A 12,114-nucleotide genomic window follows, 5' to 3' on the forward strand; every position below is an offset into this window, starting at 1 on the left:
CGTTCCCTGTCCGCTACCGCTGACATCGTGGTTCTTGTCGCCGGAGACCTCCGGCGGCGGGAACCACTCGTGAAGGACCGGACACCATGTCGCTCAGCGCAGTCACCCACCTCAACTTCCGCGGCCAGGCCAGGGAGGCTCTGGAGTTCTACCGGTCGGTGTTCGGCGGACAGGCCACCATCGCCACCTACGCCGACTTCGACATGCCCGCCGACCTGCCCGGCGCCCAGAACGTGGTCTTCGGCCAGGTCGTCGCCGACAACGGCTTCCGCGTCATGGCCTACGACGTGCCCGGCGAGACCGTCCCGTTCGTCCAGGGCGAGCCCACCACCCACCGGGCGAACGGCACGACGATCACCACGGAGCCGTTCTTCGTCTCCGTGAGCGGCGAGTCCGTCGAGGAGGTCGCCACCCTCTGGAAGGGCCTCGCCGACGGCGCCGCGGTGGTCGAGGAGTTCGGCCCCGCGCCGTGGGCGCCGGCCTTCGGCATGCTCACCGACCGGTTCGGCGTGACGTGGATCCTGGACGTCCGAGCGCAGGCCTAGAGCACCGTCAGGATCTGGTGGTTCCACCACAGGTCGAGCTTGTCGAGGGTGTCGACGTCGCCCGGCTTCTTCAGCGTGCCGATGGTGAGTTTCCTGGTGTCGACCCACCAGACCTGGGCGTTGCCACCGTCGAGGAAACAGGTGGTGAACTCGTTCGGCAGCGGGCCGGAGGTGTCGCGGTAGTAGAGCGCGTAGTGGATGGGGTCGGACTTGGGCCGGCATCCACCGCGCTCGTCCATCCGCGGAATGCCCCGGCTCGTCACCAGGTCCTGGAAGAACTCGTTCTGCCGGGCCTGGTCGGCGAACAGCCGGAACTCGGCCTCGGCCGGCGGCGGGGCCCACGGGTCATCGACGGTCACGGTGGTGCAGCGGGCGGTGGCGACCGTGCCCTTGTCGGCGGCGATGGGCACGCAGGACTTGGCGGTCTGGTAGACGGCCGGGAGGGCGGCCAGCAGCGCGTCGTCCTGCGGCGTCCGCGTCGGGGTGGCGCTCGTGGTCGTGGTGGTCGTGCTGGTGGTGGTCGTGCGGGCCGGGGTGCTGCTGGACGTGCCGGACCCGAGCGTCCTGTCACCGTTCCCGATGATCAGTACGGTCGCGACGATTGCCGCCACGACCGCGAGCACTCCGCCGGCGAGGGCGATCCGCTTGGCGGGGGACGCGGGACCGGACTGGGCGCGGGTCGGTGGGTACGGCAGTGGCGGCGTGACCTGCTGGGGGCCGGTCGCGACGCGCTGAACCGGCGCGACGGGCTGCGGCGGCTGGGAGAAGTGCGGGCGGCCGTGCGGGACCGGCGCGACGGGTTGCTGCCAGCCGATCGGGGGTGCGGCGTGGCCGCCCGGTGGGGTCGGAGGGGTGGGCTGTCCCGCGGGCGGGGTCGCGCCCGCCGGCCTGAGTTGTCCCGCGGGTGGTGTCGCGGGCGGGGTCGCGCCCGCCAGCCCGAGTTGTCCCACGGGTGGTGTCGCGGGTGGTATCGCGCCCCCAGGTGCGGCCAGCGCCTCTGCTGCCGCCCGCGCGAACGCCCCCGCCGTGGCGTAGCGGTCGGCCGGGTTCTTGGCCATGCCCTTCGCGATGACGACGTCCAGCGCCGCCGGGACCTCCGGGTTCAGCGGGGACGCCTTGGGCGGTGCCTCGTTGAGGTGCGCCCAGATCTGGGCGGCGGTGCCGTCGGCGCTGAACGGCCGGCGGCTCGTCAGGCAGGCGAACAGGACGCACGCCAGGGCGTACACGTCCGCGCGGCCGTCCACCGGGCCGCTCTCGAAGCGTTCCGGGGCCATGTAGTCGAGGGTGCCGACCACGGAGCCGGACGCCGTCAGGCTCGTGGCGGCCGGTGAGACGCTGCGGGCGATGCCGAAGTCCACCAGGTACACGAAGTCGCCGGGGGTCACGAGGACGTTCGACGGCTTCACGTCGCGGTGCACGAGGCCGTCTGCGTGGGAGGCGTCCAAGGCGCTCGCCACCTGGTCGACGATGCGCACGGCCCGTGCCGGTTCGACGGTCCCCTCGCGGATGACGTCCGCCAGGTCGGCGCCCTCCACCAGCCGCATGTCCAGGTAGAGGCGGTCGTCGATCTCGCCGTAGGCGTGGATGGGGATGACGTGCGGTTCGCGCAGCCGGGCGACGATCTGCGCCTCGCGGCGGAAGCGGGCGCGGTAGTCCTCGTCGTCGTGGTAACCGGGCGACAGCCTCTTGAGCGCCACGAACCGGTCATGCGCCGTGTCGTAGGCCCGGTGCACCTCGCCCATCCCGCCGCGACCGAGCAGTTGCTCGATCCGGTACGGCCCGAACGTCTCTTCCGTCATGGTCCTCGTGTCCCGAGCGTCGCGTCCGTCCGAGTCGACGCGCGCCGGCCGCCGCGCGTTCCACCGGACGGCAGCCTACAAATCAGCGGGCCGGCCGGTTCGCGGAGGACCACGACCGGATCATCACCGGACGGGAAGCGGCAGGACGCGCGACAGCACGGGCACCGTGGCGGCGGCGACGACGGTGTGCATCGCGATCAGCGCGACCGAGTTCGCCACGGCGGCGCCTCCCGCGAGAATGCCGAGGTCCGGAATCCACGAGAGCACGACGACAACGGGCACGAGGACACGCAGCACCCGCCGCGGGTCACCGGCGGAACGGCGCACGAGGTACCAGCCGAGCGTGCCGAGCAGGATCCCGATCACCGTGGCGGGCGCGTACTCGGCGAGGGCCAGGCCCATGCGTTCGGTGCCTGCCGGGACGAACCTGCCCGCGACCAGGGCGATCAGGGCGTTGACCGCGATCGAGATCACAGCGGACCCCAGAAGGCCGACGACGACCTCCCCGGCGCTGGGCGCGAGAACTGAGGAGCGAGTCGGGAAGCTGGTGTCGGCCATGAGCCCTGTCCTTCGGTAGGCTGAATTGCAAGCGAGCACTTGCAAAACAAGGTAGCCATCCGGCCACGCTGATGCAAGTGCACACTTGCATACATCGAGGAGGACGCGTGGCCGGCCGGGTGACCGACGAGACGGTGTTCGACGCGGCGCTGGAGGTGATCGCCGAACAGGGGTACGAACGGGCGACCACCCGCGCGATCGCCGACGCCGCCGGGATCAACGAGGCGACGCTGTTCCGCCGGTTCACCTCCAAGCAGAACCTGCTGCGGCTGGCCGTGCGCGGCAACTTCAAGGGGTTCGCGCTCGACCTCGACGCTCCAGGCGACGACGTGAACGCCGACCTGGTCACGATCGTGAGCTACTACGCCCGGCTCTACGAGACGCGCGGCGGAGTCGTGCTCACCCTGATGCGGGAGGCGAAGTTCAGTCCCGAGGTGGCCGCGGTCCTCGCCGAACCGGAGACGCTGCTGGAGCGGGTGGACGCGGTGATCCTGCACCACCAGCGACGCGGCGCTCTCGTCGTGGAGCCGCCGCGGCACACGTTCTTCGCACTGGTCGGCCCGGTGATGATGCGGTCCATCGCGCGCCGGGTCGACCAGCGGGCCACCCAGGCGCCCGCTGATCCCCAGACCGTCGTGCGCCGGTTCCTCGACGGGCACCGGCCGGACTAGGGTCCTTTGTGGACAGTAGCGGCGTTTGTCCCCACGGCCGTTCGGGTGGTTTCTCCTCGCCGCACTCGAAGTTCATTTGGTTGCTCATTGACAGACCCGGCGAAAACTCGACACGCTGCACCTCCCTGTGATCGAAAGGTGCCGCTTGTCATGAAACTCCGTTTCGTCTTACCGGTCCTCGCCCTACTCTCCGCCGTGGTCGTCACCCCTGCCGCAGCGGCGGAGGCGGACCCCGTGACGGCCGCCGACGCCTGTTACACCTGGGGACGCACCCTCTCGCAGGGAGCGTCGGGCGAGGACGTGCGTCAGCTGCAGATCCGAGTGGCCGGCTATCCCGGCTACGGCGGTGTGCTGGGCCTCGACGGGCAGTTCGGGCCCGCCACCAAGGCGGCGGTGACCCGGTTCCAGCAGGCCTACGGCCTCGGCGCCGACGGCATCGCCGGGTCAGCCACGTTCTCGAAGCTCTACGCGTTGCAGGACAACGACTGCACGCCCGTCAACTTCTCCTACGACGAGCTGAACAACTGCAACTCCGACTGGTCGGGCGGCAAGGTCTCGGCGGCGACCGCGCGCGCCAACGCGCTGGTGTCCATGTGGAAGCTGCAGGCGATGCGGCACGCCATGGGAGACAGGCCGATCGACGTCAACGGCGGCTTCCGCAGCGTCTCGTGCAACAACGCCGTCGGCGGCTCGACCGGAAGCCGGCACCTCTACGGCGACGCCGTCGACCTGGGCGCCGGGCCGCAGGGCTTCTGCGCACTGGCCAGGCAGGCCCGCAACCACGGCTTCAGCGAAATCCTCGGCCCGGGCTACACCGGCCACAACGACCACGTGCACGTCGCCCACAGGTCCAGCCGCTTCTGGTCCGCACCGAGCTGCGGCATCTAGCCACCTTCGACACGACGGCTCCCACGCGGGAGCCGTCGTTCACTCCCCCGCGGCCCGCGCCCGCGGAGGCACCGCGAGCCACTCCAGCTCGGCGGCGAGCATGCCGAGCTGGAACCTCGACTGCACGCCGAGCAACGACTGCAGGCGCGCGATGCGCCGATTCAGGGTGCGCAGGCTGACGTCCAGCTCGCGGGCGATCGCACGGTCGGTCGCGCCGGTGCGCATGAGCCGCAGCAGGCGCTGAGTCGCCATCGTGGGCTCCTGGCCCACGGTCAGGTGGGTGACCACCCCCGGTGTTACGCGGGTCACAGTCATAGGGCGACTGTATGTCGGACTATTGGCGGCCGTCAATCAAAAGTCCGCACTTCGCTGTCAAATCACACCCATCTTCAGGATGAATGCCGCCATTACCAGGGCAGGAAGGACCGCTGCGGGACACGTGATCGACGCGCCTAGGTGGCGCTGGAGGAAAGCTGCACCTCATGTGCGCCGGCGGCGACCTCGCCCAGCCGCGCGTCCAGCACCTCCGGTGACAGCACGTGCCGCACCACCATCGCCGCCGCGCCCAGGGCACCGGCGGTCACACCGGCGCCCGACGCGACGATGCGGAGGTTCTCCGTGGCCAGCGGGAGCGAGCGGCGGTAGATCGACTCGCGCACGCCCGCCAGCAGCATCTCGCCCGCCTCCGCGAGCAGGCCGCCGATGACCACGAGCGACGGGTTGAACATGCTCACGCAGCCGGCGAGCACCTCGCCGATGTCCCTGCCCGCCTGCCGCACGACGCGGCCCGCATCGAGGTTGCCGGCCCTGACCAGACCGACCACGTCGGCCGTCGAGTCGGCGGGGTGGCCCAGCTCGCGCAGCTTCGCGGCCAGCGCGGGGCCGGCGGCGACCGCTTCCAGGCAGTCGGTGTTGCCGCAGCGGCAGAGCGCCTCGCCGCCCTGGGGGACCCGGATGTGCCCGAGGTCGCCCGCGGCACCCGCCGCGCCGCGGTGCAGGACGCCGTTGCTGATCAGGCCCGCGCCGATGCCGGTCGCCGCCTTGACCACGATCATGTGCCGCACGTCCGGGTGCGAGGCGGTGTGCTCGCCCAGGGCCATGAGGTTGACCTCGTTGTCGACCAGGACCGGCACGTCGAACTCCGCCGCGATCGCCGCGGGGACGTCGAAACCGTCCCAGCCCGGCATGATCGGCGGGTTGTTCGGGCGGCCGCTGGAATGCTCGACCGGACCCGGCAGGCCGATGCCGACGCCCGCGATCTCCGCGGTGCCGACGGTCCGCAGCAACGAGCGCCAGGTCGTGACGAGGAGCGGGAGTATGGCTGCCGGGCCGTCGGCCACGTCGAGGTCCACCTGTTCGACGGCCAGCAACCGGCAGGCCAGGTCGGAGATGGCGACGGTGGCGTGGGTGGCGCCCACCTCGGCGGCGAGCACGAGGTGGGCGGAGGGGTTGAAGCCGAACCGGCCGGCCGGACGGCCTCCGGTCGACTCGCCCGTGCCGCTGCCGGTCACCAGGCCGGCGGCCACCAGCAGGTCCAGCCTGGCGCGCACGGTGGAACGGGCGAGGCCGGTCGCGGCCACGATCTCCGCACGGGTGCGCGGGCTGCCGTCCATCAGCATGCGCAGCACTGCGGCCGGCGAACCCGCCTCGACACCCAAGGTGCTCTCCATCGAACAATTGTCACATCGGCACGGGCAGGCGGTTCGCGGTCGTCACCCGCCGGAACTGAACGCGGCGTCGAACGAGGCCGACGGCGGGTCGAAGGCGTTGCGGCGGATGAACTCCAGCGCCTCGGGGGCACCGGTGAGCCGGTCCATCCCCGCGTCCTCCCACTCGACGCTGATCGGGCCGGCGTAGCCGATGGTGTTGAGCATCCGGAACGACTGCTCCCACGGCACGTCACCGCGTCCGGTCGAGACGAAGTCCCAGCCGCGCCGCGGGTCCGCCCACGCCAGGTGCGAGCCGAGGCGCCCGTTGCGGCCGTTGCCGACCTGGCGGCGGGCGTCCTTGCAGTCGACGTGGTAGATCCGGTCGCGGAAGTCCCACAGGAACCCGACCGGGTCGAGGTCCTGCCAGACGAAGTGCGACGGGTCCCAGTTGAGGCCGAACGCGGGCCGGTGCCCGATCGCCTCCAGCGCCCGGACGGTGGTCCAGTAGTCGTAGGCGATCTCGGACGGGTGGACCTCGTGCGCGAACCGCACGCCCACCTCGTCGAACACGTCCAGGATCGGGTTCCAGCGGTCGGCGAAGTCCTGGTAGCCCGCGTCGATCATCGAGGCGGGCGCCGGCGGGAACATCGCGACGGCCTTCCAGATCGACGAGCCGGTGAACCCGACGACGGTGTCGACACCGAGTCTGGCCGCGGCCCGCGCGGTCGCCTTCATCTCCTCCGCCGCCCGCTGCCGCACTCCCTCGGGATCGCCGTCACCCCAGTTGCGGGCGGACAGGATGCCCTGGTGCCGTTCGTCGATGGGGTCGTCGCAGACGGCCTGGCCGGTGAGGTGGTTGGAGATCGCCCACACCTTCAGGTCGTGCTTGGCGAGGATCGCGAGCCGGTCCGCGACGTAGTCGTCGTCCTCCGCGGCCCGCCACGGGTCGAGGTGGTCGCCCCAGCAGGCGATCTCCAGGCCGTCGTAGCCCCAGCCCGAGGCCAGCCGGGCGACCTCCTCGAACGGCAGGTCGGCCCACTGGCCCGTGAACAGCGTGATCGGACGTGCCATGTCTCCTCCTCAGACCTGCTGCCACGTGCGGGTTTCCGAGCTGGCCTCGACGGCGGCGAGGACGCGCTGCACCCGCAGTCCGTCGGCGAACGTCGGTGTGGGGTCGGTGCCCGCGGCCACCGCCCGCACGAGGTCGACGGCCTGGTGGGTGAACGCGTGCTCGTAGCCCAGGCCGTGCCCGGCGGGCCACCAGGCACCCACGTACGGGTGCTCCGGCTCGGTGACCATGATCCGGCGGAACCCCGCGACGGCGGCGTCCTCGGTGCCGTCGAAGAACTGCAGCACGTTCATGTCCTCGAAGTCGAACGCCAGGCTGCCCTTCGAGCCGTTGATCTCGATGCGCAGCGCGTTCTTGCGGCCGTTGGCGAAGCGCGTGGCCTCGAACGAGCCGAGCGCGCCGCCGGCGAAGCGCGCCAGGAACAGCGCCGCGTCGTCCACGGTGACCGGCCCGGTCTCCTCGGACGCGGTGCCGGACAGCCCGGAGTGACTGGCCGCCAGCGGACGCTCCGGCACGAACGTCACCAGCGTCCCCATCACCTCGCTGATGGTGTCGCCGAGGACGAACTGGGTGGCGTCCACGATGTGCGCGCCGATGTCGCCCAGCGCGCCGGAGCCCGCCTTCTCCTTGTCCAGCCGCCAGGACAGCGGTGCGGCCGGGTCCACGATCCAGTCCTGCAGGTACTGGGCGCGCACGTGGTGGATGCGCCCCAGCCTGCCCTGGGCGACCAGGTCGCGGGCCAGGCCCAGGGCGGGCACCCGCCGGTAGCTGAACCCGACCATGGCCCGGACCCCGTGCCGCGCGGCGCGTCCGGCGGCCTCGGCCATGGCGACGGCTTCGGCGACGCTGTTGGCCATCGGCTTCTCGCACAGCACGTGCTTGCCCGCCTCCAGGGCGGCGACCGCGATCTCGGCGTGCGTGTCACCCGGCGTGCAGATGTCCACCACGTGCACGTCGTCGCGGTCCAGCACGGACTTCCAGTCGGTCACGGCCTCCGCCCAGCCCAGGCGTTCGGCGGCGGCCGCGGTGCGCTCGGCGTCGCGGCCGCAGAGCACGGACATCACCGGTCGCAGCGGCAGGTCGAAGAAGCGCGGCGCGACCCGCCACGCCTGGGAGTGCGCGGCTCCCATGAAGGCGTGGCCGATCATCGCGATGCCCAGCTCCGGCGTCGTCACAATGCGGTCCTCTCGGTTTCTCAGGACTCGAAGGCGGTCGGCAGGTAGCGGTCGACGTTGTCCTTCGTGACGACCGGTGCGAAGAGCTGGACCTGCCGGGGCACCTCCACCTCGACCAGGTCGCCGAGGGCCTTGCCCTGCACGGCGAGCCGCGCGAGCCGGATGCCGTCGGCGCCCTGGGTGGACGGGTAGATCACGGTCGCCTTGTGCGGGCCGTTGTCCGCCTTGATCTCACGCATCACGTTGGCCGAACCCGCGCCGCCGACCATGAAGAACTCGCTGCGGCCGGAGTTCTTGATGGCGGCGGTGACGCCGACACCCTGGTCGTCGTCGTGGTTCCACAGGGCGTCGATCTTGGGTGCGGCCTGCAGCAGGTTCGCGGCCGCCCGCTCACCGCTCTCCACGGTGAACTCGGCGGCCACGCGGTTGCTGACCTTCAGCCCGCAGCCCGCGAGCGCCTCCGCGAAGCCCTTGCTGCGGTCCTGCGTCAGCGGCAGCGAGTCGATGCCGGCGATCTCCGCGACCACGGAGCCCGGCTTGTCCTTGAGCCGCTCGCAGACGTACGTGCCGGCGGACACGCCCATGCCGTAGTTGTCGCCCAGCACGGTGGAGCGCGCGGCGAACGGGCTGTCGAACTGGCGGTCCACGTTGATCACGGTGATGCCGGCCTTCATGGCCTTCAGTGCGACCGGGGTGAGCGCCGCGCCGTCGAACGGCAGCAGGACGATCGCGTCCACCTTGTCGTTGATGAACGTCTCGACCTGGCTGATCTGGAGGTTGGGGTCGTTGGTGCCCTCGACGACGCGCAGCTCGACGTCGGAGTACTTGCCGGCCTCCTTCTTGGCGGCGTCGGTGATCGCGGCCATCCAGCCGTGGTCGGCGGCCGGTGCGGAGAAGCCGATGACGACCTTCTCACCCGGCTCGTCGTTGGCGACCTTCACGCCGCCGCTCTGGTTCCCGCCGCCCTGGGGCTCGGGGGTGTTGCCCGTGCACGCGGTGAGCGTGACACCGAGTGTCAGCGCGGCGACGAGGCTGACGGTTCTCTTGTGTGGCATGGGTTTCTATCTCCTCGGAGTGCGGCGGTGGTGGTCGCGGCCTCAAGCGCCGCTGCGTCGGGCGAGCCGCTGCTGGAGGAGGACGGCGACCACGATGATCGCGCCCTTCGCGACGGCCTGGGCGGAGATGGAGAGGTTGTTGAGGGTGAAGACGTTCGACAGCGTGGTGAAGATCAGGACGCCGAAGACGGTGCCGGCGATCGTGCCGCGGCCACCGGACAACAGCGTGCCGCCGATCACGACCGCGGCGATCGCGTCCAGTTCGTACAGGCCGCCGTGGGTCGCGCTGCCGGTCGTGGTGCGGGCGATGAGCATGACGGCGGCGAGCCCGCAGCACAGGCCGAGCAGCGAGTAGAGCATCACGGTGTGGCGCCGCACGTCGATGCCGGCGAGCCGTGCCGCCTCCGGGTTGCCGCCGACGGCGAACGTCCGCCGCCCGAACGTGGTCCGGTTGAGCAACACCCACCCGCCCACGGCGACCAGTGCGAAGATCACCACGAGCACCGGTATCCCCAGCACCGACGCGTCGAAGAACGCGGCGAAGCCCGGCACGTTCACGATCTGCGTCTTGCGGTTGGAGATGATCTCGGCCAAGCCTCTGGCGGCGGCCAGGCTTGCGAGGGTCGCGATGAACGCCACGACCCGGCCGTAGGCGATGAGCGCGCCGTTGACCAGTCCGCACGCACCGCCCACCAGCAACGCGGTGAACACCATGACGATCCAGTGCGTGTCGTTCGCGATCCCCTGCGTAGCAAGGGTTGTCGCCCACACCGAGGACAGCGCGACGATCGCGCCCACCGACAGGTCGATCCCGCCGCCGGTGATCACGAACGTCATGCCGATGCTCACGACGCCGATCACCGCCGCGAGCCGCAGGATGGTGAGCAGGTTGTCGACGTCGGCGAACCGGTCGCCCGCGGTGACCACACCGCCGATGCACAACAGGACCAGTGCGACCACGAGACCGGTGTTGCGCCCGGCCGCGGAGCCGAGCAGCGCCGAGAGGCCGGACTCCTTCGCGGCCGGTGTTCTCTGCTGCGTGGGCACGGCGGCGGTGTCCTCGCTCATGCTGCGTGTCCTTCCATGACCAGGTCGAGGACCCGGGACTCGTCGATCTCGTCGGCCGGGCCGTCGTGCACCACCCGGCCCTCGCGCACCACCAGGACCCGGTCGGCCAGGCCCAGGACCTCCTCGACGTCGCTGGACACGACGACCACGGCGACACCGGAGTCGGCCAGCTGACGGACGAGCTCGTAGATCTCGCTGCGCGCGCCCACGTCCACGCCGCGGGTGGGTTCGTCCAGCAGCAGCACCCGGCACTCCCGCAGCAACCACCGCGCGAGCACGACCTTCTGCTGGTTGCCTCCGGACAGCCCGCGCACCAGGCGGTCGACGCCGGCCGGCCGGACGTCCAGCGCCTCGGTCAACTGGCTCGAGCGGGCCCGTTCGGCGCGGTCGTCCAGGAACCCGAACTTCGCGAACGACGACATCGACGAGACGGTGATGTTGCGGTACACGGCCTGGTCCAGCAGCAGCCCCTGGCTCTTGCGTTCCTCGGGGCACAACCCCATTCCCGCGCGCACGGCGGCGCCGACGCTTCCTCGTCGCAGGCGCCTGCCGTCGACCTCCACGGTGCCCTCGGCCGCCTTGCGCGCGCCGTAGACGGTCTCCAGGATCTCCGAACGGCCGGATCCCACGAGACCCGCGAGCCCGACCACCTCACCGGCGCGGACCGTGAGGTCCACGCCGGCGAAGCGGTCGCCGTCGGCCAGTCCGCGCACCACCAGCACCTCGGGTGCGGCCGGGTCGAGAGATGCCCGCCGCGGGTACACGTTGTCGAGCACCCGCCCGGTCATCAGTGAGATCAGCTCCGAGGTCTTCACCTCGCGTGCGGGCAGACCCGTCGCGACCGTGCGGCCGTCCTTGAGGACGGTCACCCGGTCGCCGATCTCCCTGATCTCGGCCAGCCGGTGCGAGATGTAGATCACCGCCACCCCCTGGGCGGTGAGCTCCCTGATGACACCGAACAGGACCCGCACCTCGTCCGGGTCCAGCACGGCCGACGGCTCGTCCATGATCAGCAGCTGCCCGTCCAGCGACAGCGCCCGCGCCATGCTGACGACCTGCTGGTGCGCCACGGACAACCGGCCGACGTCACGGTCGGGCGAGATGTCCCTGTGCCCCAGGCGATCGAGCAGCGCGCGGGTCCTGCGGCGCGCCTCCGCCCGCCGGCTGAAGCCCGCTGTGGACAGTTCGTGACCGAGGAACACGTTGTCGGCCACCGACAAACCGGCCACGAGGTCGAGCTCCTGGTAGATGGCGGCCACACCGCTGCGCATCGCGGCCGTCGGGTTGCCGAACTCCACGACCTCGCCCCGCCAGCGGATCTCGCCCTCGTCGGGGCGGTGCGCGCCGGACAGCACCTTGATCAGCGTCGACTTGCCCGCGCCGTTCTGCCCGAGCAGGCAGTGGACCTCCCCCGCGCGGACGTCGAAGTCCACACCTCCCAGTGCGGTCACGCCGGGGAAGCGCTTCACCAGCCCCTGCACGGACAGCAGCGCGTTCGCACGCGCGGGCGAGCTCACCATCGAGTCCTCCGGGGGTTCCGGCAACCGTTGTGCCAGAAGGGAATTCGGCCCTACTGGAAAATGACGCTAATGAGCCGTTCCACACCCGGCAAGATGGCCGGCGTGGCACATATCGGC

General features: G+C 71.1%; 12 protein-coding genes. 3 read left to right on the top strand and 9 right to left on the bottom strand.

Annotated features, from left to right (window positions below; all coding sequences use genetic code 11):
* Positions 1-86 precede the first annotated feature (86 nt).
* Complete coding sequence (locus BLR21_RS06355) at positions 87-545, top strand: VOC family protein (protein WP_090004750.1); 459 nt, start codon at positions 87-89, stop codon at positions 543-545.
* Here the strand turns inward: BLR21_RS06355 and BLR21_RS06360 are convergent.
* Together BLR21_RS06360 and BLR21_RS06365 are read right to left on the bottom strand one after the other, a co-directional pair.
* Entirely contained in the window at positions 542-2,344 is a 1,803-nt protein-coding gene (locus BLR21_RS06360; RefSeq protein WP_090004751.1) for a serine/threonine-protein kinase, read from the bottom strand. The genes BLR21_RS06355 and BLR21_RS06360 overlap by 4 nt on opposite strands.
* Positions 2,345-2,467: 123 nt before the next feature.
* Positions 2,468-2,902: a DUF6069 family protein gene (locus BLR21_RS06365; RefSeq protein ID WP_090004752.1), complete on the bottom strand. Its 435-nt coding sequence runs from the start codon at positions 2,900-2,902 to the stop codon at positions 2,468-2,470.
* A gap of 107 nt (positions 2,903-3,009) precedes the next feature.
* On the opposite strand from BLR21_RS06365, the gene BLR21_RS06370 reads away from it, so the two are divergent.
* Together BLR21_RS06370 and BLR21_RS06375 are read left to right on the top strand one after the other, a co-directional pair.
* A complete protein-coding gene (locus BLR21_RS06370) occupies positions 3,010-3,573 on the top strand; it encodes a TetR/AcrR family transcriptional regulator (RefSeq protein WP_176929505.1) in 564 nt (187 codons plus the stop codon).
* A 150-nt stretch (positions 3,574-3,723) separates the two neighbouring features.
* The gene (locus tag BLR21_RS06375; protein WP_090004754.1) at positions 3,724-4,461 is read left to right on the top strand and encodes a D-Ala-D-Ala carboxypeptidase family metallohydrolase; all 738 of its coding nucleotides are present in this window, start codon (positions 3,724-3,726) and stop codon (positions 4,459-4,461) included.
* Between the two features lie 39 nt (positions 4,462-4,500).
* Here BLR21_RS06375 and BLR21_RS06380 read toward each other — a convergent pair whose 3' ends face one another.
* From BLR21_RS06380 to BLR21_RS06410, 7 genes are all read right to left on the bottom strand, one after another.
* Positions 4,501-4,776, bottom strand: a complete 276-nt coding sequence (locus tag BLR21_RS06380) for a LuxR C-terminal-related transcriptional regulator (protein ID WP_084400802.1) — start codon at positions 4,774-4,776, stop codon at positions 4,501-4,503.
* Between the two features lie 137 nt (positions 4,777-4,913).
* Positions 4,914-6,131 (bottom strand): ROK family transcriptional regulator, encoded by a 1,218-nt coding sequence (locus BLR21_RS06385; RefSeq protein ID WP_090004755.1) that lies wholly within the window; start codon positions 6,129-6,131, stop codon positions 4,914-4,916.
* 42 nt (positions 6,132-6,173) lie between these two features.
* Positions 6,174-7,181, bottom strand: coding sequence for a sugar phosphate isomerase/epimerase family protein (locus tag BLR21_RS06390; protein WP_090004756.1), 1,008 nt, complete (start codon positions 7,179-7,181; stop codon positions 6,174-6,176).
* Positions 7,182-7,190: 9 nt separating this feature from the next.
* The gene (locus tag BLR21_RS06395) at positions 7,191-8,327 is read right to left on the bottom strand and encodes a Gfo/Idh/MocA family protein (protein WP_090005078.1); all 1,137 of its coding nucleotides are present in this window, start codon (positions 8,325-8,327) and stop codon (positions 7,191-7,193) included.
* Positions 8,328-8,374: 47 nt separating this feature from the next.
* Complete coding sequence (locus tag BLR21_RS06400; RefSeq protein WP_090004757.1) at positions 8,375-9,409, bottom strand: substrate-binding domain-containing protein; 1,035 nt, start codon at positions 9,407-9,409, stop codon at positions 8,375-8,377.
* Between the two features lie 42 nt (positions 9,410-9,451).
* Positions 9,452-10,477 (bottom strand): ABC transporter permease, encoded by a 1,026-nt coding sequence (locus BLR21_RS06405; protein WP_090004758.1) that lies wholly within the window; start codon positions 10,475-10,477, stop codon positions 9,452-9,454.
* Positions 10,474-11,994, bottom strand: a complete 1,521-nt coding sequence (locus BLR21_RS06410; RefSeq protein ID WP_256334502.1) for a sugar ABC transporter ATP-binding protein — start codon at positions 11,992-11,994, stop codon at positions 10,474-10,476. Before BLR21_RS06410 ends, BLR21_RS06405 begins: the two co-directional genes overlap by 4 nt.
* Between the last annotated feature and the right edge of the window lie 120 nt (positions 11,995-12,114).

The sequence above is a fragment of the Lentzea albidocapillata subsp. violacea genome, from assembly GCF_900100275.1.
Taxonomy (GTDB): Bacteria; Actinomycetota; Actinomycetes; order Mycobacteriales; family Pseudonocardiaceae; genus Lentzea; species Lentzea violacea.

What these genes read in the sequence shown, in the direction of transcription:
- BLR21_RS06355 (WP_090004750.1), top strand. Translation starts at nt 87, where the DNA reads ATGTCGCTCAGCGCAGTCACCCACCTCAACTTCCGCGGCCAGGCCAGG.
- BLR21_RS06360 (WP_090004751.1), bottom strand. Translation starts at nt 2,344, where the DNA reads ATGACGGAAGAGACGTTCGGGCCGTACCGGATCGAGCAACTGCTCGGT.
- BLR21_RS06365 (WP_090004752.1), bottom strand. Translation starts at nt 2,902, where the DNA reads ATGGCCGACACCAGCTTCCCGACTCGCTCCTCAGTTCTCGCGCCCAGC.
- BLR21_RS06375 (WP_090004754.1), top strand. Translation starts at nt 3,724, where the DNA reads ATGAAACTCCGTTTCGTCTTACCGGTCCTCGCCCTACTCTCCGCCGTG.
- BLR21_RS06380 (WP_084400802.1), bottom strand. Translation starts at nt 4,776, where the DNA reads ATGACTGTGACCCGCGTAACACCGGGGGTGGTCACCCACCTGACCGTG.
- BLR21_RS06385 (WP_090004755.1), bottom strand. Translation starts at nt 6,131, where the DNA reads ATGGAGAGCACCTTGGGTGTCGAGGCGGGTTCGCCGGCCGCAGTGCTG.
- BLR21_RS06390 (WP_090004756.1), bottom strand. Translation starts at nt 7,181, where the DNA reads ATGGCACGTCCGATCACGCTGTTCACGGGCCAGTGGGCCGACCTGCCG.
- BLR21_RS06395 (WP_090005078.1), bottom strand. Translation starts at nt 8,327, where the DNA reads ATGATCGGCCACGCCTTCATGGGAGCCGCGCACTCCCAGGCGTGGCGG.
- BLR21_RS06400 (WP_090004757.1), bottom strand. Translation starts at nt 9,409, where the DNA reads ATGCCACACAAGAGAACCGTCAGCCTCGTCGCCGCGCTGACACTCGGT.
- BLR21_RS06405 (WP_090004758.1), bottom strand. Translation starts at nt 10,477, where the DNA reads ATGAGCGAGGACACCGCCGCCGTGCCCACGCAGCAGAGAACACCGGCC.